This window comes from Acinetobacter sp. YH12151 (assembly GCF_013418355.1).
In the GTDB taxonomy this organism is placed as follows: Bacteria; Pseudomonadota; Gammaproteobacteria; order Pseudomonadales; family Moraxellaceae; genus Acinetobacter; species Acinetobacter pseudolwoffii.
In genome coordinates this window covers 1-22613 of sequence record NZ_VPCG01000039.1, presented here as the reverse complement: position 1 = coordinate 22613, position 22613 = coordinate 1, and the positions used below count along the sequence as shown (strand labels likewise).

Annotated in this window: 16 protein-coding genes, 1 rRNA gene and 1 pseudogene; 7 read left to right on the top strand and 11 right to left on the bottom strand. The window is 45.5% G+C overall.

The features are described from left to right. Positions 1 to 174 precede the first annotated feature (174 nt). From FTU82_RS12700 to FTU82_RS12675, 6 genes are all read right to left on the bottom strand, one after another. Positions 175 to 1851, bottom strand: a complete 1677-nt coding sequence (locus FTU82_RS12700) for an AMP-binding protein (protein ID WP_180101412.1) — start codon at positions 1849 to 1851, stop codon at positions 175 to 177. Positions 1852 to 2002: 151 nt separating this feature from the next. Next, positions 2003 to 4222 carry a DNA topoisomerase IV subunit A gene (parC, locus tag FTU82_RS12695; RefSeq protein WP_180101410.1) on the bottom strand — a complete coding sequence of 740 codons (2220 nt, stop codon included), beginning with the start codon at positions 4220 to 4222 and terminating at the stop codon, positions 2003 to 2005. A 165-nt stretch (positions 4223 to 4387) separates the two neighbouring features. Further along, positions 4388 to 5707 (bottom strand): MFS transporter, encoded by a 1320-nt coding sequence (locus tag FTU82_RS12690; RefSeq protein WP_005169062.1) that lies wholly within the window; start codon positions 5705 to 5707, stop codon positions 4388 to 4390. A gap of 130 nt (positions 5708 to 5837) precedes the next feature. Then, positions 5838 to 6482 (bottom strand): trimeric intracellular cation channel family protein, encoded by a 645-nt coding sequence (locus FTU82_RS12685; RefSeq protein ID WP_005108433.1) that lies wholly within the window; start codon positions 6480 to 6482, stop codon positions 5838 to 5840. A 61-nt stretch (positions 6483 to 6543) separates the two neighbouring features. Continuing rightward, positions 6544 to 7008, bottom strand: a complete 465-nt coding sequence (locus tag FTU82_RS12680) for a YchJ family protein (RefSeq protein WP_180083279.1) — start codon at positions 7006 to 7008, stop codon at positions 6544 to 6546. A gap of 73 nt (positions 7009 to 7081) precedes the next feature. Further along, complete coding sequence (locus FTU82_RS12675) at positions 7082 to 8659, bottom strand: TerC family protein (protein ID WP_159516354.1); 1578 nt, start codon at positions 8657 to 8659, stop codon at positions 7082 to 7084. Between the two features lie 331 nt (positions 8660 to 8990). Here FTU82_RS12675 and FTU82_RS12670 point away from each other — a divergent pair, with 331 nt between their 5' ends. Beyond that, positions 8991 to 9611, top strand: coding sequence for a TIGR00730 family Rossman fold protein (locus FTU82_RS12670; RefSeq protein ID WP_180101408.1), 621 nt, complete (start codon positions 8991 to 8993; stop codon positions 9609 to 9611). 60 nt (positions 9612 to 9671) lie between these two features. On the opposite strand, the gene FTU82_RS12665 is transcribed toward FTU82_RS12670, so the two are convergent. Further along, positions 9672 to 10646: a hypothetical protein gene (locus FTU82_RS12665; protein WP_074383680.1), complete on the bottom strand. Its 975-nt coding sequence runs from the start codon at positions 10644 to 10646 to the stop codon at positions 9672 to 9674. A 335-nt stretch (positions 10647 to 10981) separates the two neighbouring features. Between FTU82_RS12665 and mdtD the strand changes: the two genes are divergently transcribed. The 6 genes and pseudogenes from mdtD to FTU82_RS12635 all read left to right on the top strand — a co-directional run bounded on the left by mdtD (position 10982) and on the right by FTU82_RS12635 (position 17249). Continuing rightward, complete coding sequence (mdtD, locus tag FTU82_RS12660; protein WP_180101406.1) at positions 10982 to 12373, top strand: multidrug transporter subunit MdtD; 1392 nt, start codon at positions 10982 to 10984, stop codon at positions 12371 to 12373. A 67-nt stretch (positions 12374 to 12440) separates the two neighbouring features. Next, on the top strand, positions 12441 to 13220 hold the full coding sequence (locus tag FTU82_RS12655) for a GH25 family lysozyme (protein WP_159516357.1): 780 nt from the start codon (positions 12441 to 12443) through the stop codon (positions 13218 to 13220). 58 nt (positions 13221 to 13278) lie between these two features. Continuing rightward, positions 13279 to 14295, top strand: a complete 1017-nt coding sequence (locus tag FTU82_RS12650) for an MBL fold metallo-hydrolase (protein WP_180000952.1) — start codon at positions 13279 to 13281, stop codon at positions 14293 to 14295. A gap of 20 nt (positions 14296 to 14315) precedes the next feature. Further along, the gene (gene dinB, locus FTU82_RS12645; RefSeq protein ID WP_180101404.1) at positions 14316 to 15371 is read left to right on the top strand and encodes a DNA polymerase IV; all 1056 of its coding nucleotides are present in this window, start codon (positions 14316 to 14318) and stop codon (positions 15369 to 15371) included. A gap of 222 nt (positions 15372 to 15593) precedes the next feature. Then, positions 15594 to 16891 (top strand): annotated as a pseudogene (gene shiA / locus FTU82_RS12640) (shikimate transporter). A gap of 1 nt (position 16892) precedes the next feature. Continuing rightward, positions 16893 to 17249, top strand: coding sequence for a RidA family protein (locus FTU82_RS12635; RefSeq protein WP_100357798.1), 357 nt, complete (start codon positions 16893 to 16895; stop codon positions 17247 to 17249). A 53-nt stretch (positions 17250 to 17302) separates the two neighbouring features. Here FTU82_RS12635 and FTU82_RS12630 read toward each other — a convergent pair whose 3' ends face one another. The 4 genes from FTU82_RS12630 to rrf form a co-directional block, all read right to left on the bottom strand. Then, entirely contained in the window at positions 17303 to 17851 is a 549-nt protein-coding gene (locus tag FTU82_RS12630) for a DUF2726 domain-containing protein (protein ID WP_005169085.1), read from the bottom strand. Between the two features lie 399 nt (positions 17852 to 18250). Next, the gene (locus tag FTU82_RS12625) at positions 18251 to 20662 is read right to left on the bottom strand and encodes a YgiQ family radical SAM protein (protein ID WP_005169087.1); all 2412 of its coding nucleotides are present in this window, start codon (positions 20660 to 20662) and stop codon (positions 18251 to 18253) included. Positions 20663 to 20886: 224 nt separating this feature from the next. Next, positions 20887 to 22080: an MFS transporter gene (locus tag FTU82_RS12620; protein ID WP_180000955.1), complete on the bottom strand. Its 1194-nt coding sequence runs from the start codon at positions 22078 to 22080 to the stop codon at positions 20887 to 20889. Between the two features lie 156 nt (positions 22081 to 22236). Beyond that, a 5S ribosomal RNA gene (rrf, locus tag FTU82_RS12615) occupies positions 22237 to 22351 on the bottom strand. Between the last annotated feature and the right edge of the window lie 262 nt (positions 22352 to 22613).

Genomic DNA, 22613 nt, shown 5'->3' with positions numbered 1-22613 from the left:
CTTCATGTACCACCATCATTTTAAAGGCGAAGCTATAATCACGTTGTGTGCGCTTAACTCGTTGTTCTCGTGCATGTTCCATAAAATAAGTCTCTTAAGGTGTAAACTTATTTCAGGACGGGACAAACCTGCAAATAAAAAAAGCGCCATCAGGCGCTTTTTTTAATATCGAGTTTAAGCTGTTTTACGTAAATCTTTACGCAGGATTTTACCCACGTTCGATTTCGGTAATTCGTCCATAAACTCCACATAGCGTGGACGTTTATAACCGGTCAGATTTTCTTTAGCGAAGGCCAAGACTTCTTCTGTTGTCAAAGACGGATCTTTTTTCACAACAAACAGTTTCGGTACTTCACCAGATTTTTCATCTGGCACACCAATCGCAGCCACTTCCAGTACTTTTGGATGGGTTGCAACAACTTCTTCAATCTCAGATGGATACACGTTAAAACCAGACACTAAAATCATGTCTTTTTTACGGTCTACGATTTTCACATAACCACGTGAATCCATGACACCGATATCACCAGTACGGAAGAAGCCATTAACCATGACTTTTTCAGTTTCGTCTGGGCGGTTCCAGTAGCCTTTCATGACCTGAGGACCACGGATTGAAATTTCACCTTGCTCACCCAGTGCAACTTCATTGCCGTCATCATCCAGAATCGCCACTTCAGTTAATGGCAATGGAATACCGATGGTGCCACTGAATTCTTCAGAAGCAGGCGGGTTTGCCGTTGCAACCGGAGAGGTTTCAGACAAGCCATAACCTTCAACAATATTGGTTCCAGTGAGCTTTTTCCACGCTGCTGCTGTAGAAGGAAGTACCGCCATACCGCCGCCCATCGCCATTTTCAATTTGCTATGATCAAGCTGTTTGAACTCTTCATTGTTCACCAGCGCATTGAATAGTGTATTCACTGCCGGGAAGAAAGTCGGCTGGTATTTACGTAGTTCCTTCATCACCGCAGGAAGATCACGCGGATTCGGAATCAGGACGTTGGCCTGACCTTTATACATGCCATAAAGTGCGCACACCATGAATGCAAAGATATGATAAAGCGGCAAGGCACAGAAAATACGGTCATCTGGCTGGCCATCTTGTGCACCAAACTTACTCTGGAAGATCCCGTCACACTGCAACATGTTCGCAACCAGGTTACGATGTGTCAGTTCAGCCCCTTTCGATACGCCGGTAGTACCACCAGTATATTGTAGAACCGCGGTATCGCTCAGGCTCAACTCAGGCCGTTTGTAATTGCTCGGGCTAATTTTATTTAATGCCGTATTGAATTTCACGTGGCCTGGAATGTCCCAAGCTGGAATCTGCTTACGCACAGAACGCAAGACAAAGTTCACCAGAGTTCCTTTCAAAGCACCCAGCATATCGCCTACAGAAGCAATAACCACATGTTTTACCGGGGTTTTACCCAGAATCGCCTGGTAAACAGAGGCAAAGTTCTCAATAATCACCAGGACTTCAGAACCTGAGTCATTAAGTTGATGCTCAAGTTCACGCGAAATATAAAGTGGATTGACGTTGACCAGCACCAAACCTGCGCGGAACACCCCAAGTGCCACGACCGGATACTGAAGCACGTTTGGCATCATCACTGCAACACGTGAACCTTTTGCCAACCCCAAGCTTTGTAAATACGTTGCAAACTTACGGCTCGCCTCTTCCAATTCATTGAAAGTCATGGCCTTATCCATAAAGATAAAGGCATCACGCGAACCAAATTTTTGGAAATTACGTTCAAAAACATCGACTAGAGAAGTATGCTCTGCCGGTAATTCTACTGTTTCCGGAATCCCTGTCTTTTGGTATTCAGCCAACCAAATTTTTTCCATAATGCCCATCTCTCCAATCATAATCCTTAGTGTTTTCAACTGTTTTTTTCAATATCACACGCCATTTTTAGACTTGTATATGTGCAATATTGCATCCATCTTGTTGAATCGTTGTTCATATATAACGTATTTTACAGGATGGATGCTAGTCTTATCTTTGAATCAACAGTTTATTTGCTTTTTGATATCCGCGTGGTAAAAGCTGTCCTTTTGCACCGCGCTTGCCGATATATTTCTGCAAATCATCCCCTTTTAATTTTAACTGCTGTTGTCCTGCAAGCACTTGAATTATTTCATCAAGCTTCAATATTGTCATGGACAAAATTTGATCACCACCTTCAAGTTGTATCAATTTATTTCCTTTACCTTTGTTCAATACAGGCAATTCTGCTAAATCGACAATCAACAGGCGTCCTGCTGAACTGAGCAGTGCAACATGCGTGGCATCTTCAAGTGGCTGCAGGCTCATGACTTGCGCCCCATCGGATAAGTTCAGGAAGGCCTTCCCTGCTTTGGCATTGGTATCCAGCTGTTTGGCCTGCGTTTTAAAACCATAACCCTTGTCACTCAGCGCCAGGACTTCCGTCTCATCCTCTGCAACAAAGACCTGTTTAAAACCGATGCCGCTGGCAGGTGATAATTTTGAACTTAAAGGTTCACCCAGACCACGCGCCGACGGCAGGTTATTGATTGGCAAGGCATAACTACGTCCCGATTCATCCAATACATAGACACGCTGATTGGATTTGCCCTGTGCATGACTGAGATATTGATCACCGGCACGGAAATTCAGATTTTCAGCGTCAACATCATGGCCTTTGGCACAGCGAATCCAGCCGGCTTCTGACAAAATCACAGTCACAGGATCGGCTGGTAACATTTCATTTTCATTAATCGCAGCAGCTTCGGCACGTTGCACTAGTGGCGAACGGCGATCATCACCGAATTTCTTGGCATCATCTTTCAGTTCATTGATGATCAGTGCTTTTAAAGATTCCGGATTGGCCAGCTGTTCACGAATCACCGCAGCCTTCGCTTCCAGTTCTTCCTGCTCACGGCGCATTTCCATTTCTTCAAGCTTGGCCAGATGACGCAGTTTCAGCTCCAGAATGGCTTCGGCCTGAATCTCATCAATGCCAAAGCGTTCCATTAACACGGGCTTGGGCTGATCTTGTTCACGAATAATCTGAATCACTTCATCGATACTCAAGTAGGCAATGATCAGCCCCCCCAGAATATGCAGGCGTTTTTCGATTTTGTTCAGATGATATTGCAGACGACGGGTCACCGTGGTTTTACGGATCTCGATCCATTCCAGTAAAATGCGACGAATCGATTTCACCTGTGGACGGCCATCGGCACCAATCATATTCATGTTGACACGGTAGCTCGATTCCAGATCAGTGGTGGCAAATAAATGACTCATCACCGCTTCGGCATCAATCCGGTTAGAACGCAATACAATCACTAAACGGGTTGGATTGGCATGATCCGATTCATCCCGTACATCGCTGACCAAAGGCAGTTTCTTGGCCTGCATCTGGTCGGCAATCTGGGTGATGATTTTGGAGCCTGAGACCTGATATGGCAGTTCGGTAATCACAATTTCATTTTTATCGACGGTATAGACCGCGCGCATACGATAACTACCACGACCTGTGACCTGAATTTTTAACAGTTCAGCAGGTGGGGTAATAATTTCTGCTTTGGTCGGCAAGTCCGGCGCAGGAATATATTCTGAGATTTTTTCATCGGTCAGATTCGGGTTACGAATCAGGGCAATGGTGCCTTTAATCACTTCACGCAGGTTATGCGGCGGAATGTCGGTGGCCATACCGACGGCGATTCCCGTTGTACCATTTAAGAGAATATTCGGTACACGTGCCGGCAAGTTCACCGGCTCTTTCATCGAACCGTCAAAGTTGTCCTGCCAGTCACAGGTACCCTGACCCAGTTCAGACAGTAACAGTTCACTGTACTGAGACAGTTTGGCTTCGGTATAACGCATTGCGGCAAAAGACTTCGGATCATCGGGGGAGCCCCAGTTGCCCTGTCCCTCAATAAACGGATAACGATAGCTAAACGGCTGTGCCATCAGCACCATGGCTTCATAACAGGCCAAGTCACCATGCGGATGATATTTACCCAGTACGTCACCGACGGTACGTGCAGATTTCTTTGGTTTGCTGGTCCATTTCAGGCCCAGCTCACTCATGGCATAGACAATACGGCGCTGTACCGGTTTCAGGCCATCACTGATGTGCGGTAATGCCCGATCCATAATCACGTACATGGCGTAATTCAGATAAGCTTGTTCGGTAAATTCTGCTACGGAGCGGTTTTCTGTCGCATGATGCGCAAGGCTTGTCATAACAACCTATAGTCCTAAATAATTCGTTTTTGTATCAATGTTTCTTATGCTATGTCGCGGCTGGGGATGACACAAGAGCATCAAATACCTCAGCGCGACAATTTGTGTCTTATGGCCTAAAAATATCCACTTTATAGACCCTAAGCAACTAAAAATTCATCAAGTTTATAAGCCCATCGACTCAAGGGTCTTGCCTTTGGTTTCTTCACCCAAAACCAGAATCACGATTGCAACGGCAACCAGAACCGCAGTAAACATGGTGAAGACATAACTGAAACCATTTGGCATGCCCATCAGATGGGTGACAGCAAAAGGTGCTGCGATGCCCCCAATTCGGCCTACTGCGCCAGCCCAGCCTGAACCAAAAGCACGGATATTGGTTGGATATTGTTCTGGTGTATAAGTATAAAGCACGCCCCAAGCACCCAGATTAAAGAAGGACATCAGACAGCCCCAGATCACAATTTCGGTGACACTGCCCGACTGGCCAAAGAAATATGCCGAGATGGCACACATGCCGATGAAACCTGCCAAGGTCGGTTTACGACCGAGTTTTTCGACCAGCCATGCTGCCACCAGATAACCGGGCAACTGCGCTAAAATCATAATCAGCACGTATTCAAAGGACTGGACGATGCTATAGCCTTCTTTGACCAGCAAACTTGGCAACCAGGTAAAGATGCCATAATAAGAAAATATAATACCGAACCAGATCAGCCACAGCATGAGGGTACGACGCGCAAAGATACCCGACCACAACTGGGTAAATGAAATATGCTGTTTCTCTGCGACCGGCTTCACTTCAAAGATTTCATAAACTTCAACGCCGCATTGACGCTCGATCTTTTTCACCAGTGCCGAAGCTTCTTCTACACGGCCACGGTTAATCAGAAATGGAATAGATTCCGGCACCATTTTCCAGATCACAATCGCATATAGCGCAGGCAGACCACCGATCAGGAAAGCGGTTTGCCAGCCAAAATCCGGAATGACAAAGCGCGATACCAGAGCCGCAACCAACCAGCCCAGTCCCCAGAAGCTTTCCAGCAACACGATAAAACGGCCACGTACATGCGCAGGAATATATTCACTGACCAGCGTCACTGCCACGGGTAACTGTCCACCCAGACCTAAACCGACGATAAAACGAAACACCAACAACCAGGTCAAATTCGGTGCAAAAGCGCAGGCTGCTGTAGCCAAGCTATAAATCACCAGTGTCACAGCGAATACGGTTTTACGGCCGAAACGGTCTGCCAGACCACCTGAACAGATTGCACCGATTGCCATACCAACAAAACCAATCGACACTACCCAGCTTTTTTGATCCGCAGTCATCTGCCAGTCTTCAGCCATTTTTGCCAGAATAAACGAAATCAATCCGGTATCCATGGCATCAAACATCCAACCGAGTCCAATCACCACCAGCAAGGTGTAATGAAACCGACCAATCGGTAAGCGTTGTATGCGAGAAACTAAATCCATAACAAAAATCTCTGATCAGGTGGAACGGGAGATGCTGCTTTCTCAACAGGTAGGCTGCTTTGTATTTTTTATACTATGAATTAAGCTGAATGCGGCTATTTTTTATAGCCGCATTCATGACGATTACAAATCAGGATTCGTCTTTGGAAGATGCCGAATGTTCATCATCTTCTTTATAAATGAATTTTGGCATTTCCAGTCCAAAATAGATGGCGATCAAACGCAAGCTAAAGCCGAAAATCAGGGTGGAAAGAATGGTCAGGTCCTGCGACAAGCCGTAATGGCTACAGAGCCAGTAAAAGATCACTGAAACAAAAGCAATACTGGCATACAGTTCACGACGGAAAACCAAAGGTACATCATTACATAGGATGTCACGCAAGATCCCGCCGGATACACCGGTCAAGACACCTGCAACGGCACTCACCACAAAACCATGTCCCATTTCCAGAGCAATCTGGCAGCCAATAATGGTAAAACCAATCAGACCCAAGGCATCCAGTACCAGGAAGACATTACGTAACTGGCGCATCCATTTTGCAATCAGGATGGTGACGAAAGCAGCGCAACAGGTCAGCACCAGATATTCGGGGTGTTTGACCCAGGTTAAAGGATAATGTCCCAGCAGAACATCACGGACCGACCCACCACCCAGTGCCGTAACACAGGCAATGATCATGACACCAAACCAGTCCATGCTGCGTCGGCCAGCGGACAGTGCCCCGGTCATCGCTTCAGCGGTAATTGCAATAATATAGATGACGGTCAGTAACATCGCCCTGCTTCCACCTGAGGCTTTGAGATGGCGCTTATTCTAAGCTAAATCTATGTGAAAGTTATAAAAATCCCGCACAACATTGCTTAAATTTTTTCCCCGAGCCACAAATGCAAACCTGTTTCATGCTGAGTTTCTGCTCCGTGGTCGGGTCCAGAAAATACCAGTGGCCTTCAAATTTTACAAAATGCGAAGCTTCATGATGCACGTGTGCCTGCTTGCCATCATGAAAATGCGCCTTAAACTCGACTAAGGCATGATTTTTATCTAGTTTTTCATTGGTTTGAACAATTTCAAGTTTTAACCACTGATTGGCCTTGCTCCAATCACTAATCGCTTGCAGGTCCAGTGCCTGTTGCTGACCCAGCGCGGTGGTGGTTTTGATGTAATCGATTTCATGCTTGGCGAAGGCACTATAACGGGAACGCATCAGTTGCTGCGCAGTCTCTGCGACTTGTTGTCCAGTATGTAAGGGCTGACAACAGCTATGATATTCACCTTGTCCGCATGGACATGCTTCTGACATTTCAGTTCCATAAAAATAGCCCGACAATGCGGGCTATTTTAGCAAACTTTACCAACCCAACGCTGACTATAGTTTAGTCCTGCGCAGGAAGCTGCGGAATGATATGCACTTTATCAATCTTATGACCGTCCATGGTCACCACCTCAAAGATATGCCCGTCTGCTTCAAACTTTTCACCGCTGTGCGGTAAACGTGCCATATGGAATAACACATAGCCAGACAGGGTCGAATATTCTTCAGTTTCATTGACCAGATCACGATCCAGCAGCAAGGAAACGTGACGAATATCGGTGGAACCGTCCAGAATCAGGCTGCCATCATCCAGACTTTCTGCTGCCACTTGCAGCTCATCTTCATCTGGAAATTCACCGGCAATCGCTTCAAGGATATCAATCGGTGTGGCAATCCCTTCAATTGAACCATATTCATTCAGCACAATTGCCATCTGTAAGGGCGCTTGACGCAATTGATCCATCACCATCAGTACCTGAGCATTTTCATGTACGATGACTGGCTCACGTAAATGCTTTTCAAAGTCCAGCACCCCAGTTTCAATATATTCATTCAGGACTTTATGGGTCAGCACCACACCGGCAATATTGTCCAGTTCGCCGCGAGCGATGATCAAACGCGAATGGCTCATCTGCAACAATTGTGCTTTGATGCTGTCGGCATCATTGTCCAGATCGATCCATTCCAGTTCGGGACGCGGCGTCATCACCGATTTTACCGGACGTTCAGACAGACCCAAAACTCCCTGCACCATGACACTGTGATAGATGCCATTGTCATCATTAAACACTTCATCGGCAAAGGCACGGGTTGCCAGAACATCTTCCGGCTCCGAAGAATCATTGTCCTGAGCAGGTTTACCACCGAGCATCCGCATCACTGCAGAAGCAGTTCGGTAACGCATATCCGTGGTGGTCACCATTTTTTCCTGATTGCGTTTCATGGTCTGGTTAATAAACTCGACAATGACAGAGAAGCCAATCGCTGCGTATAAGTAACCTTTTGGAATATGGAAACCAAAGCCTTCTACCACCAGCGAGAAACCGATCATCATCAGGAAGCCAAGACACAGAATCACCACGGTCGGATGCTTATTGACGAAATCCATCAAGGCTTTGGATGCCCACAGCATAATCCCGATGGCAATAATCACGGCAATCATCATCACAGACAGGTCTTTGACCATGCCCACCGCAGTAATCACGCTGTCGAGCGAGAATACCGCATCCAGGACTACAATCTGGACAATGACCATCCAGAATACCGCATGTACCGGATTTTCTTCTTTAATGACAGGTTTGGCTTCCAGACGCTCATGCAGTTCCATGGTGCCTTTGAACAGCAGGAATACCCCACCAAACAATAGAATCAGATCCCGGCCCGAGAAAGCATGATCAAAGATCTGGAACAGTGGATCGGTGAGCGTTACGACCCAGGCAATCGAAGCCAGCAAGATCAAACGCATCACCAGGGCCAGCATTAAGCCCACAACCCGTGCAGTATTACGTTGTTCTGGTGGGAGTTTTTCCGCCAGAATGGCAATAAAAACCAGATTGTCGATCCCGAGTACAATCTCAAGAACAATTAATGTGAGTAAACCGACCCAGGCTGAGGGGTCAGACATCCATTCAAAGATCATACGCTTGGCTCCTGAAACTCAGGACTGCTGTACTGAATGAACTGAGGCTGAAATGAAACAGCATAATATTTTTGATATTGAATAATATCAATTATTTGATGGCGATTTATAGCGTTACACGGCCAACGACCACTACCCATTTTCGTTCTATTGTTGTGAAACCAATTTTCAGTATATCAAGATCAAATCTAAATTCACCTGTTTTCATGGCTGTTTGTCGATGAATTTCGCTTGCCTGTTTATGGTGAAATGGTACCTGCTCACAGAATTGTCATATTTATTAATTAAGCTGTAGTCACAAGAAAGAAAAATGATAAGGTGAAGAAAAGAAATGCAAAGCGTAATTCAAATGACAGATTATTTTAAAGACAACTCCCCAAAAACAACACGCCCTTTAGTGGCTCTCTATTGTGGTTCACGTGCCGGCAACAAACCGATTTATTTAGAAAAGGCGATTCAACTCTCGCAAGGACTGGCAGAACATGGTTTCGGGCTGGTCTATGGTGGCGCCAGTATTGGCCTGATGGGACAGGTCGCAGATGCCATGATCCAGCATGGTGGTGAAGCCGTTGGGGTGATTCCCGAGTTTATGCTGGACTATGAAATTGCTCATAACCAGCTGACCGAATTACATGTGGTGACCAGCATGCATCAACGCAAAGCCATGATGGCGGATCGGGCCTGTGCCTTTGTAGCCTTGCCGGGCGGTCTTGGTACCTTTGAGGAAATTCTGGAAATTGCCACCTGGGGCCAGCTGAACCAGCACCAGAAACCCATGATGCTATATAACGTCAACGGTTTTTATGATGCCTTGATTGCCCAATTGGACCGTGCCGTTGAAGACGGGTTTTTGCCTCCCCAGCATCGCGCCAAACTAATTGTTTGCGAAGATGAAAATGAAATTTATAGCTCATTAACCAATTTGGGCCATCCACAAAGATTTGTGGTTTAAAGCATTCAAAGTAAAAAAGCGAGCACTGGGCTCGCTTTTTTTATGGATTATGGCTGCTAGTTATTGACCATAATTCGTCACAAAATCATAGAACATCGGCAATGTGGTCGCCAGAATCACAGACATGGCCAGACCGAACATCAGTTTCATCGCATCTGCACTGACATTACGTGAAGTCCGATGTTTGTTGACTTCATCCAGAATCATCGACATGGCAAATTCACGACCTGCGAGTAAGCCCAGGAACACCCAAGTAGTACTCATTGGAATATTGCTCCACTCTTTGAAGATCAACAGGATAATGGCATACAGGAAGTCGATAATCGTGGCAGCACGAATATCGGTGACACCAGTTTTGGTGTCGACAATGTTCTGGATCGCCCCGCCACGTTGATACAGAATCACGCCCAGCAAGACCACGAATACCATAATCGCAAACATCAGGAATTCAAACGGCACCTGACGTGGTACATACACGAAGATGTTGGCCAGATCCTGAATCAGCCATTGGCTCCACAGAAAACCGGTAGAGACCCACTGTAAGCCCATCCAGACCTTGGAGTGCTCCTGATGACGTGTCTTGGCAAAATGGCGTGCCAGCTGCTTGACCACAAAACGATAGATGACAATCGCCACGATAAAGGCCACGGCGTAGCCCATCATTGATTTGACCATCATCGAGCCCAGGCTGGCAGGAGAGAAGATCGTCAGTACCAGGAAGGTCGTACTGACCGGAATCCCGTATCTGGTCAGTATTAACAGGAGAATAGGCGGCACAATATACAGCCAGGTAATCCCTCCTTCAGGGAAAGGAATGGTTTCTAGACGACCATATGAGGCATCACCGACTCCAGAGACATACCAGCCATAGGTCAGTACGACAATTAGAATTGAGCTGATATAAATCCACAACACCCACCAGGGACGATGTGCATTCGAGGAAATAAATGTCCCTAAGGTTTGAGGCACATCATTTCCGACAATAGAATAGGCGGCTAAACAGAAGCCGATCACCATCAAAATCTCGATTGTCATAAAAACAAACCTATACGCGAGGAGATTTCAGCATTGCTGAAAAGTTGGCCCAAGATTATGACGGTTTTATTTCATTTTCATGACAATTTTGTCATATTTTCATTTGATGAAGATGAAATTGACAGAGAAAGCTGTTTATAAACAAAAAAGTACTGCTTTAATTTTATTTTTATCGCTCTTTACAGCTATGGAGCTCCGATCTGATAAATACTCACTTTGTTATGAGTTTTACACTTATAACTGATTTATATCTTGCAAAAAAGTTCACACGTATTCACTACACCTGTGCCTTAATCTTCCTTTAAACTATTCAAAATTTTCAGTTTTCCAGAATTATGAATGCCACGCCTACGCATCAAGCCTTAGATCCCGAATTCAGACTGCTGGTCTTGTTGGTATCGATCGGATTTTTTATGCAGGGGCTGGATACCACCATTATTAATACAGCTCTGCCCGCGATTGCACATAACTTACAGGCCGATCCTTTACGCATGCACAGTGTTGTGGTGGCTTATGTCTTGTCTGTGGCAGCCTGTATTCCCTTGAGTGGCTGGCTGGCAGACCGTTTCGGCGTCAGAAATATCTATTTTGCTGCAATTATTATTTTCTCTTTGGCCTCTTTGGGCTGTGCCTGGTCAGATAGTCTGAATGAATTACTGGCTTATCGGATCTTGCAAGGAATGGGTGGCGCCTTACTGCTCCCCGTCGGCCGTTTGGCCATGCTCAAGATCATTCCCCGTACCCAGTTTCTGGCTGCCATGAGCCTAATGAGTCTGGCCGGCCTGATTGGCCCCCTGATTGGTCCAACTCTTGGGGGCTGGATGGTGGAATATCTGTCCTGGCAATGGATTTTCCTGATCAATCTGCCGATTGGCTTACTGGGCGCGCTGATTACTTTTAAGGCCATGCCGAATGTCATTGAACCGCTGGTCGCTCGCTTTGATTATTGGGGCTTTGTCTTGCTGGTTGTGGCCATGGTGGGACTCTGTCTGGGAATTGAAAATTTTGCCAGTCCACAAAATTCGCTGTGGTGGAGTCTAAGCCTGATTCTGGCCGGAATCTTGGCGGCCTTGATGTATGCCTATCATTCGCATACGCATAGCAATGCCCTGTTCCGCAGTCGGCTCTTTAAAAATAAAATTTATGCGATTGGCATTCTGGGGAATTTTTTTGCCCGTCTTGGCGGTAACTCGATTCCATTTTTACTCCCCCTTATGCTGCAAGTCGCCTTTGGTTTTGAGCCCTTTATTACCGGTCTATTGATGATTCCAACCGTACTCGGCTCTCTGGCGTCTAAACCGATTATCCGAAAAATCATTCAGCGTTTTGGTTATCGTCGGGTTTTGCTGGTCAATACCTTATTGGTGGGTCTGTGTATTGCCAGTTTTGCCCTGACCACGGCGGACACCCCGATCTGGCTGCGTGCAATTCATTTCTTTATCTTCGGCATTTTAAATTCCCTACAATTTGTATCGATGAATACCCTGACTTTAAAGGACTTAAGCCAGCAGGATGCCAGTAGCGGCAACAGTTTCCTGTCGATGATCATGATGCTGTCAATGAGTATTGGGGTGGCGCTGGCAGGCACCCTGGTCAACATGCTGAGTGCCTATTACGGCGCTGACAATCTGGTGGCTGCTTTTCATGTGTCACTGATCTGTTTGGGCGGTATCAATATTATTGCGGCTTATATTTTCTGGCATATTCCTAAAAACACCCCTGTTTAATACGATATATTAACGCCAGGCGAATGCAGCCTTTAAGCTCAGGTTTAGATACAGGTAAGAACTGAAAATGCAAAAAAATCTGGCTCTGAACAGATTCAAACAGCCGCTTTTCATCGGGCTTGGCATTCTGATCGCCGTGATGATTATCGCCATGATTTATCTTTGCCTGATTAAAGCCCCTTCTGCGCATGCAGCAGATTATCCGATCCAGGGTTTCGATGTATCACACCATCAACAAGAAATTCAATGGCAGCAGATTTCGCCGGAAAAATACCGTTTTGTCTATCTGAAAGCCACAGAAGGTGGTGACTTTAAAGATACGCGTTTTCAAGAGAACTGGCTCAAGGCGCGGGAACGCGGCTTTCTGGTCGGTGCCTATCATTTCTATCGGCTTTGTCGCGATGGCAGCATTCAGGCACAGAACTTTATCGACTCCGTCCCCAAGCAAGCCAATGCTTTACCGCCGGTGATTGATCTGGAATATGACAGCAATTGCATCAATACCTATTCCAAAGAGCAGCTTCTAAACGAAATCCAGATCATGCACGATGCCCTGCAAAAGCATTATGGCAAACAGCCAATTTTCTATATTTCTAAAGCATTTTATAATATTGTACTGGCAGGATATTTTCCCGAAGTGCCACTCTGGGTACGCGAGTATAAGGGTCTGCCCGATTTAAACAACCAGCCCAAATGGACCTTCTGGCAACATAGCAATCAGGGTAAAATTCCCGGCATTAGTACAACTGTGGATCTGAATGTGTTCTATGGCTCAGAACAGCAGTGGCTGGATTTTCTGAAAATGAATGCAATTGCAGTACCATCATCTACTCATCAGGCCAAATAAAATCGATCGCTTGAAAACAAGCGCTTTATAAAAGTAGAAAAATAAGGAAATAAAAATCTTGAAATGGATTAAAGGTATTTTACTCAGTCTGGTGATTGTTCTGCTGCTCATAGCGGGTGCGCTGGCTTATCTACTGCAACCTTCAGGCAAGCTCAGTGACTTTCAGAACTGGCAGCCGCAAAGCAGTTCCTCTCGTTCTGGACTAAACGTTAAATTTTTCGGTGTTTCCACCCTGTTGCTGGATGATGGTCAGGATCAGATCCTGATAGATGGTTTCTTTAGCCGGCCGTCGTTGTCGCAAGTGCTTAGCGGTCCAATTCAGAGTGATAGCGTGCTATTAAGGCAGCTAATTCAAGAGCATGAACTGCACCGGGCCAAAGCCATTCTGGTCAGTCACTCGCATTATGATCATGTTCTGGATCTACCGGCTTTACTGGAAATGCTTCCTGAAACCGCTGTCATCGGTTCACCCACTAGCCTGAATATCGCCCGGGCAAATCCCAAAGTAAGTCCGCAGCAGTTACACTCCGTCACGCCTAGGCAAATACAGCACGTCAACAAATTTCAAGTAACCGCAATTCCTTCACAACATACGCCAGCCACAGCGGTAAATGATGACCTAGGCGAAGAGTTATTCCAACCTTTAGCCCTGCCGGCCAAATTTTCCGAATTTAAGGAAGGCGGCAGTTTTGATTACCTGATTGAGCATTCAGGACACAAGATTCTGGTCAAGGCCAGTACCGGATTTATCCCGGATCAATTTAAAAACCTGCAGGTCGATACGTTATTTTTGGGTATTGCCCAGCTCTCCAGACAATCCAATGACTATCAGCGGCACTATCTGGCTGAAACCCTGCAAACGCTCAAACCCAAAGTGGTCATCCCGATACATTGGGATGATTTTTTCCAGCCTTTAAGCCAGCCGCTACAATTTTTACCCCGTCTTGCCGATGACACTCCAAAAAGTTTGAATCTTCTGATTCAGGCCGCCGAGGCACAAGGAACAAAAGTCGTTCTGCTCAGCGGACCGCAACCCTATTTACTCAACTCAGCCGTCGCTTCCCAATCCGATTAAAGCCCCTTAAGATAGCGGCTATGCGCAAAATTATTCATATCGATATGGATGCATTTTATGCCTCGGTCGAGCTGCGTGAACGTCCAGAACTCAGACACCTGCCTGTGGTGATTGCCTCGCATCATCCCCGGGCGGTGGTTGCGGCTGCCTCCTATCCGGCACGCGAATATGGTCTACGTTCCGCCATGTCGATGGGACAGGCGCGCAAGCTCTGTCCGCAGGTCATCGTAATTGAGCCGGACTTTGCCAAATACCGTCAAGTTTCTGCACAGATCCATCAAATTTTCCAGCAATATACCGCCCTGATTGAGCCTTTATCGCTAGATGAAGCCTTTCTGGATGTCACAGAAAATTTACAACAGATTCCAAGTGCTACCGAAGTCGCTATGCGAATTCGTGAGGATATTTTTCAAGCCACCGGATTAACCGCTTCTGCTGGTGTAGCGCCCAACAAGTTTCTCGCTAAAATTGCTTCGGACTGGCACAAACCGAATGGGATCTGTGTAATTAAACCTTCACAGGTACAACAGTTTATTCAGAATTTGCCGCTAAAAAAAATTCCCGGTGTCGGTAAAGTCACCCAGGAAAAACTGAAAAGCCTGAACCTGAACACCTTAGGCGATTTACAGCAAATTGATGAAGCCTTACTGATTCAGCATTTTGGCAAATATGGCCGGCGGCTGTTTTTATATGCTCAAGGTATTGATGAACGGCCGGTCGAAGTGGAACGGGAACGCCAACAAATTTCCAAAGAAACCACTTTTGATGATGACCTGCATCTAAACCAATGTCGCCCCTATTGGGAACCTTTACTTGGACAAGTATGGCAAAGCCTACAAAAGAAACAGCTTTCGGCTCGCGGCGTTACGGTCAAATTAAAACTCAAGAATTTTCAGGTGATGCAACACAGTAAAAGTTTTAAACAGGTGCTGCGTAGTCCACAGGAATTAGCCCAAGCCTTAGACTTACTGCTCGACGATTTGCATATTGCCCCGCAAATGCAATTCCGACTGATCGGCGTCGGCGTGTATCAGCTCAGCATCCCCGAAACTGAAACCCAGTTATTGCTACTCTAAACCTTTTTTGTTCATGTTTTAATCATCAGTTTAAAAATACGGCAACTTTGTTTTTACATTTTGATTTTTTAGAGTACTCTATCTGCGCAATGCATTATCCATGTATGTGCTGAGATGCTGAAAATCACCTTTACTTTCAGCATGCTGTCCTGTGATTAGCGTGACGATCAAATCCGAATATTACAGGGCAACTCTGATGTAACTCATGGAATCCCCTCCTGCATGTCTTCTGTAAATTCTTCTGTTATTCAAGAACAACGCGCACGTAAAGCTGCGCTATCTAGTTTGTTGGTGCTGTTGTCGATTGGTATGATTTTCTCCTTTACGGCATTGTTGCAGCCTTAATTTTTAAAGATCAGTTTTTCCCCAGTATTGGCGAGAACATGGGCACCCTGGCGGCACTAGCCACCTTTGGGGTCGGCTTCCTGTTTCGTCCTTTAGGCGGTGTGGTATTTGGTCACTTTGGTGACAAGCTCGGCCGCAAAAAAATGCTGGTACTCACTGTAATCCTGATGGGAATTTCCACGGTCGGGATTGGCCTGCTGCCAAATTTTGAAGCGATTGGCTGGTGGGCACCGGTACTGCTGGTGTTTTGTCGAGCCTTGCAAGGCTTTGCCGTGGGTGGTGAATGGGGCGGTGCAGCCCTCATGGCCGTAGAAAATGCGCCAAAAGGAAAAAAAGCCTTTTACAGCAGTGGGGTTCAGGTCGGCTACGGCGTTGGTCTGGTTCTGGCGACCGGTGCAGTATCACTTATTCTTGCGACACTGGGTGAAGAAGCCTTTGCCGAGTGGGCATGGCGTATTCCCTTTTTAGCCAGTATCGTGTTGATCGGCATTGCCATGTGGATTCGCCGTGATCAGGATGAATCACAAGAATTTGTAGAAAAGGTGGTGAAAGCAGACCATCAACCAGAAAAGCTGCCGATCTTGCAGGCGATTAGCAAACATCCAAAAGCTTTCTTTTATATTATTGCCTTACGCTTGACAGAGTTGCTGACCATGTATCTGGTTACCAACTTTGCCCTGAACTATTCGACTAGCAATCTGGGCATGGACAAACAGTTCTTCCTGAATATCACCCTGATGGTCGGGGCAATCAGCTGTTTCAGTATTCCATTTTTTGCCTGGCTGGCAGATAAATTTAATCATCAGAAAATGTGCGTCTGGGGCGGTTTGATTGGTGCACTCTCAGCCTTCCCATTCTTTATGGCGCTCGATGCACAAAACACCTGGATGATTATTGTTGGCGCAATTTTACTGGCGAACGTCGCACACGATATGGTCGTTAGTGTCCATCAACCGATTTTCACCTCACTGTTTGGCACAGAATACCGCTACAGCGGTGCCGGAGTTGGCTATCAGGTGGCGAGTATCATTGGTGGTGGTTTTACCCCATTTATTGCAGCAGCACTGGTGATTTGGGCGGATGGTTCATGGCATTATGTAGCCATCTATCTGGCGGTGGGTTGTCTGCTGACTGCATTGGTCGCAGCCCTGATGCCCAAAACTCAGGATGAATAATATGACAGTGGAACGCTTACATATCTCGAAACGCTTTTCGGAAATTGCCATTACGGGCAATCTGGTACATCTTGCCGGGCAACTGGCCACAGATGTTGAGCTGGATATCAAAGGTCAAACCCAACAAACTTTAGATATTATCGACCAGTTTCTGGCAGATGCCGGTACAGACAAAAGTCACATCATGTCGGTGACCATCTATTTAAAAGACATTGAAAAAGATTATGCGGCATTTAATGAAATCTGGGATGCATGGGTGGCTGATATCGAAGCATTACCTCGTACCTGTGTCGAGGCAAAACTTTATGATCCACGGGTTTTGGTTGAAATGACAGTCGTGGCCGTCAAACCAGAATAATGTGGCAAAATCGATATGCATAAAAAAGCATGCTCATGGCATGCTTTTTTATTTTAACCTACTGCTTTGATTTTACTGCGCTCTAAATCTGAATATAAATAATACTTTTTCAGATCATTGCTGACCGTATATTTGGGCATTTTCTTCATTTGCGCTTGCTCCTGCAGAAAATCTTGCCGCAACTGGTAATATTCCGGCACATCATCGTAGCGAATCACCCGATAACCGGCCATACTCAACAAGGCATCCTGAAAACCAGTCTGCTGTGGACGCTTCAAGATTAAAGGATCATCCACAGCCACAATGGCTATAATCTGATGCTGTTGATCCATAATCACAAAATCTGCAGTCAGGTTGCGATATTTATGTCGCGTCCGGTTAAATTTGGTGGTCATTAAGGCGTCATAGGACACATGGGCCAAAACAATATATTCAGGTAATACTTCCTTCAAGCGCGTGAAGGTCAATTGCTCATTCAGGTTAAAAATAGCACGCTGCTTCAACGCGCTGTCTTGTGGTTTGGAATTATTTCCGAGCGTTTTCCATGCCATGAGCACGACACAGAAGAGCAGGAAACTCCCAATCATAATATAGGTGGTCATGCCTAAATCCTTGCATTCTTATAATCATTTTTGTTTTATTGTTGTGCAGTATAAACCCACGCTTTATTTTAAATAGAGCTAACAACCAATCTGCTTAAATACCCATACAACCGGTATCAAAACTCGATTTTGTGTTACCTAAAATGACATCTTTTTGAATGCCAATGAAAGTGGATTTAAAGTACTGATAATGCACTCTAAAACATCCCTAGAATTGATCGCAATACAAATCTGCCCAACTGTAGAACAATTCCGATAAAGTGTTATTTTTATATCACTTTTAAGCCAGACTTAATGTAAATAATACATCCTTTTACATTTTTCAGTCCTCGTTTCAAGCTACGTTACTTTACCTAAGTGCTAAAAAAAGACACCGAAGTGTCTTTTCTATTAACTCAATTATGCACGTGATTTAGGCTTTGCTTTCGGCTTTGATCCACCAAATGGTTTTTTGGCATCCCCTGTTTCACGCGGCGGTAGGCCTGTGTGCTGGGTCAGGATTTGACCACGCTCAGGACGCTTCTTGGTATTTGAAGGACGGGACTGAGCTTGTGCAGCCTTGCCACGATTTCCCTGCTCACCGGTACGTTTCTGCGAATCACCCGCCACTGTCGAGTTTTTCTTGCGCGCAGACTGGTATTGACCTTCTGCACTGCCAGCAGGCTGATAAGTCGGAATCAAATGCTGTTTGGAGTTACCAATCAAATCCTGACGACCCATTTCTCTCAGAGCTTCACGCAACAACGGCCAGTTGTTTGAATCATGGTAACGCAAGAAAGCTTTGTGCAGACGACGACGTTTATCACCTTTGACAATATCTACTTGCTCAGTATAACGTGCCACTTTGGCAAGCGGGTTTTTACCGGTGTAATACATGGTGGTAGCCGTTGCCATCGGTGATGGATAAAAGGTCTGTACTTGGTCAGCACGGAAACCGTTCTTCTTCAACCAAATCGCAAGATTCATCATGTCGTAATCGGTAGTCCCCGGATGCGCTGCGATGAAATAAGGAATCAGATACTGTTCCTTGCCGGCTTCCTTACTATAACGTTCAAACATCTGTTTGAAACGATCATAGGTTCCGATTCCCGGCTTCATCATTTTATTGAGTGGGCCTTTTTCGGTATGTTCCGGTGCAATTTTTAAATAACCACCGACGTGATGGGTTACCAATTCTTTGACATATTCAGGGTTTAAAACCGCTAAGTCATAACGTAAACCAGAACCAATCAAGATCTTCTTAATACCCGGTAATGAACGTGCTTTACGGTATAACTGGGTCAATGGTGCATGATCGGTATGCAGGTTCTGACAAACGCCCGGGAAGACACACGACGGTTTACGGCAGTTCTTTTCAATCTCTGGATCTTTACAGGCCAGACGGTACATGTTGGCTGTCGGGCCACCTAGGTCTGAAATAATCCCGGTAAAGCCCGGCGCCGTATCACGGATTTTTTCCACTTCACGCAGAATTGACTCTTCAGAACGGTTCTGGATAATACGACCCTCATGTTCTGTAATCGAACAGAAGGTACAGCCACCAAAACAGCCACGCATGATGTTCACAGAGAACTTGATCATGTCAAACGCTGGAAAACGCGCTTCACCATAAGCAGGATGTGGCAAACGTGCATAAGGCAGGTCAAACACATAGTCCATTTCTTCCGTGGTCAACGGAATTGGTGGCGCATTTAGCCAGACATCACGTTCACCATGCTTTTGTACCATGGCACGGGCATTGCCCGGATTGGTTTCTAAATGCAAAATTCGGTTGGCATGGGCATAAAGCACCGGATCTGCAGCCACTTCTTCAAATGCAGGCAAGCGAATTACGGCCAGTTCACGCGGTGGTAATTTATGTTTAATTGCTTTTGAAGCGGGTTGTAATTGCACGATTTGCGTATCAGGATCTAGCTCATCGCCGGCCCGCACAATCGGATTGGCGACAGGCTCTTTCTGGAAACCTTGATATTGAGTCAGACTATCTTTGTCTTTTTCAATTTCACAACCTTCCAGATCTTCAGTCATCACATAAGGGTTAATGATTGGATCGACACGGCCAATCGCATCAACATCATTCGAGGCAATTTCGACAAACTTTGCTTTCGATGCACGGTTATGTTTATTGACAATGAACGCAGTACCGCGAACATCGGTAATCTCGTGAATTTTTTCGCCACGCGCCAGACGATGCATAATTTCGGTAATTGAGCGTTCGCCATTGCCGTACATCAAAAGATCGGCTTTTGAGTCCATCAACACTGAACGACGGACTTTATCTGACCAGTAATCATAATGTGCAATACGACGCAGAGAAGCTTCAATTCCACCTAATAATACAGGCACATCTGGATATGCTTCACGGACACGCTGACAATATACAGTTGCTGCACGGTCTGGACGTTTATTTGGCTGATTATCTGGGGAATAGGCATCATCCGAGCGGATTTTACGGTCGGCGGTATAACGGTTGATCATGGAATCCATGTTCCCTGCCGTTACCCCCCAAGCAATATTCGGTTTACCCAGAACGCGGAACGCATCCACGTTGGTCCAGTCTGGCTGTGCAATAATACCGACACGAAAGCCTTGGGCTTCTAATACCCGGCCAATAATACCTGAACAGAAAGACGGGTGATCAATATAGGCATCGCCACAGACCAGAATAAAGTCACAGCTGTCCCAGCCGAGTTGATCCATTTCCTCGCGTGACATCGGCAAAAAAGGCGCAGGGTCAAAACAAGACGCCCAATATTTGTCGTAATCAAACAACGCTTTTGGCGCAGTCTGCATGGTATAAGCAGTAGACATGGCTAGCAATTCTCGGCTGGCAGATGATAGGAGATCTAAAATAAGATCAAAGATGAAAGCCGATCATTTTACCATGAATTAGACCCAGCTTGCTTGATTATAATTTATACAAAATCAGGAACTAAGCGAATCAAAACTTGGGCATCATCAGAATTGAAAGCAAAATGATCCGCAAGATAAATGCACAGGGTTTATTTTATAGAGAAAAATCTAAATACGATGTTCTAATCTGAGCGGAGCTTGAAACTGAATGCCAGACCACTCAACAACAGTAGCGCAATAAATGCAGTTAATCCACTCCAACCATAATTTTCCCAGACCAGTCCACTCGAACTGCCCAACACACTGGAACCGAGGTAATAACAGAATAAATATAGCGAAGAACCGACTGCCCGATATTGTAGCGACTGGATCGACACCCAGCTACTTGCAGTAGAGTGCGCGGCAAAAAATGAAAAAGTGAAGATTAGTAATCCGATAAAGACCAGAGCCAGCTGGTTGAGCAGCATGAGTGTTAATCCAAGGAGCATCATCAGCATCATGACGACCAATGTCTTGAATTTACCATAATGCCGACCCCAATGTGCCGCTCGGGGGGAGCTATAAATACCAGCCAAATATGTCACCGAGATTAAACCAATCCAGGCCTGTGATAATTCAAAAGGTGCCTGAAGCAAACGATAGCTGAGATAGTTAAATATCGAGACAAAACAGCCCATCAGGATAAAACCTTGCAGAAATAAAATCCGAAGTTTCGGATCGGCCAGATTATGCCTGAATGAGTTTTTGAATCGATTAAACTTGATCGGATAAGCTTTAAAATGTTGCGATGCCGGCAATAGATAATAAAATAATCCTGCAATACAGATATTTAAAATACCAATTATCAGAGTAGCAGATTGCCAAGAGATAAAATCAACTAGAACTCCGGCAATCAAACGCCCTCCCATACCGCCAATTGCCGTGCCAGAAATATATAAGCCCATGGCGAAACCGATATCTTTTTCGGCAATTTCTTCCCCGATATAAGTCATGGCGACTGCCGCCACACCACTGACACAGAGACCAATCAAGATCCGAATCAATAAGAATACCGACCAAAGAGATAGTATCGAACTGAGCATTAACAAAATTGCAATCAATGCCAGGGAGCAGACCATCACCGGTTTACGTCCGAAACGGTCTGAAATCAGTCCGGTAAATAGCAAACCAATGGCTAAGGCAAGAGTAGAAAGTGATAAGGGAAAACTACTTTGAGTCGGACTGACCTGAAAATAATCTGCCAAAATGGGCATCATCGGCTGTAGGCAATACAAAGATGAGAAAATGGCAAAGCCGGCAAGAAATAAGGAAAAAAGTACTGCTTTAAACGCAGGAGAACCATATTCAATATGGCTTGAAGATGAATTTAAGGGCATATCAGCTCCATAGACTCCGCTAGTATATGCCTATTATTTTGATGAGCGCCGGGTTTTTAAGCGATATCCTGCTCAATTTTACTCATTTCCCTACTTTTCTTTTTTCCGCGCATAAAAAAACACCCCCTGCTGATGCAGGGGGTGTTTCGAATAATGAGCTGGCGATGACTTACTCTCACATGGGTAACCCCACACTACCATCAGCGCTAAGAGGTTTCACTTCTGAGTTCGGGAAGGGATCAGGTGGTTCACTCTTGCTATTGTCGCCAGCACAACTGTTATGGACTTGTTCGGGTCTTATTTAACTACTTTTTTGTAGTGTTTGCCTTACTTCGTACCAAATAGAATACATTAACAGGTATATCTGAGTTGAACATTGTCTTACTAACGGTCTTCTGAATCAAGCTATTTTGCTTAATATCGAATCAATCGAGCTTTATACAACAACTGTTTGGGTGTTGTATAGTCAAGCCTCACGAGCAATTAGTATTGGTCAGCTTCATGCATCACTGCACTTCCACATCCAACCTATC

Excerpts from the sequence above, each read along its gene's own strand:
- FTU82_RS12685 (WP_005108433.1), bottom strand. The coding sequence starts at position 6,482 with ATGTTACTGACCGTCATCTATATTATTGCAATTACCGCTGAAGCGATG.
- FTU82_RS12680 (WP_180083279.1), bottom strand. The coding sequence starts at position 7,008 with ATGTCAGAAGCATGTCCATGCGGACAAGGTGAATATCATAGCTGTTGT.
- FTU82_RS12655 (WP_159516357.1), top strand. The coding sequence starts at position 12,441 with ATGCAAAAAAATCTGGCTCTGAACAGATTCAAACAGCCGCTTTTCATC.
- FTU82_RS12665 (WP_074383680.1), bottom strand. The coding sequence starts at position 10,646 with ATGACAATCGAGATTTTGATGGTGATCGGCTTCTGTTTAGCCGCCTAT.
- FTU82_RS12675 (WP_159516354.1), bottom strand. The coding sequence starts at position 8,659 with ATGATCTTTGAATGGATGTCTGACCCCTCAGCCTGGGTCGGTTTACTC.
- parC (WP_180101410.1), bottom strand. The coding sequence starts at position 4,222 with ATGACAAGCCTTGCGCATCATGCGACAGAAAACCGCTCCGTAGCAGAA.
- FTU82_RS12620 (WP_180000955.1), bottom strand. The coding sequence starts at position 22,080 with ATGCCCTTAAATTCATCTTCAAGCCATATTGAATATGGTTCTCCTGCG.
- mdtD (WP_180101406.1), top strand. The coding sequence starts at position 10,982 with ATGAATGCCACGCCTACGCATCAAGCCTTAGATCCCGAATTCAGACTG.
- FTU82_RS12670 (WP_180101408.1), top strand. The coding sequence starts at position 8,991 with ATGCAAAGCGTAATTCAAATGACAGATTATTTTAAAGACAACTCCCCA.
- FTU82_RS12630 (WP_005169085.1), bottom strand. The coding sequence starts at position 17,851 with ATGACCACCTATATTATGATTGGGAGTTTCCTGCTCTTCTGTGTCGTG.
- FTU82_RS12690 (WP_005169062.1), bottom strand. The coding sequence starts at position 5,707 with ATGGATTTAGTTTCTCGCATACAACGCTTACCGATTGGTCGGTTTCAT.
- FTU82_RS12700 (WP_180101412.1), bottom strand. The coding sequence starts at position 1,851 with ATGGAAAAAATTTGGTTGGCTGAATACCAAAAGACAGGGATTCCGGAA.
- FTU82_RS12625 (WP_005169087.1), bottom strand. The coding sequence starts at position 20,662 with ATGTCTACTGCTTATACCATGCAGACTGCGCCAAAAGCGTTGTTTGAT.
- dinB (WP_180101404.1), top strand. The coding sequence starts at position 14,316 with ATGCGCAAAATTATTCATATCGATATGGATGCATTTTATGCCTCGGTC.
- FTU82_RS12635 (WP_100357798.1), top strand. The coding sequence starts at position 16,893 with ATGACAGTGGAACGCTTACATATCTCGAAACGCTTTTCGGAAATTGCC.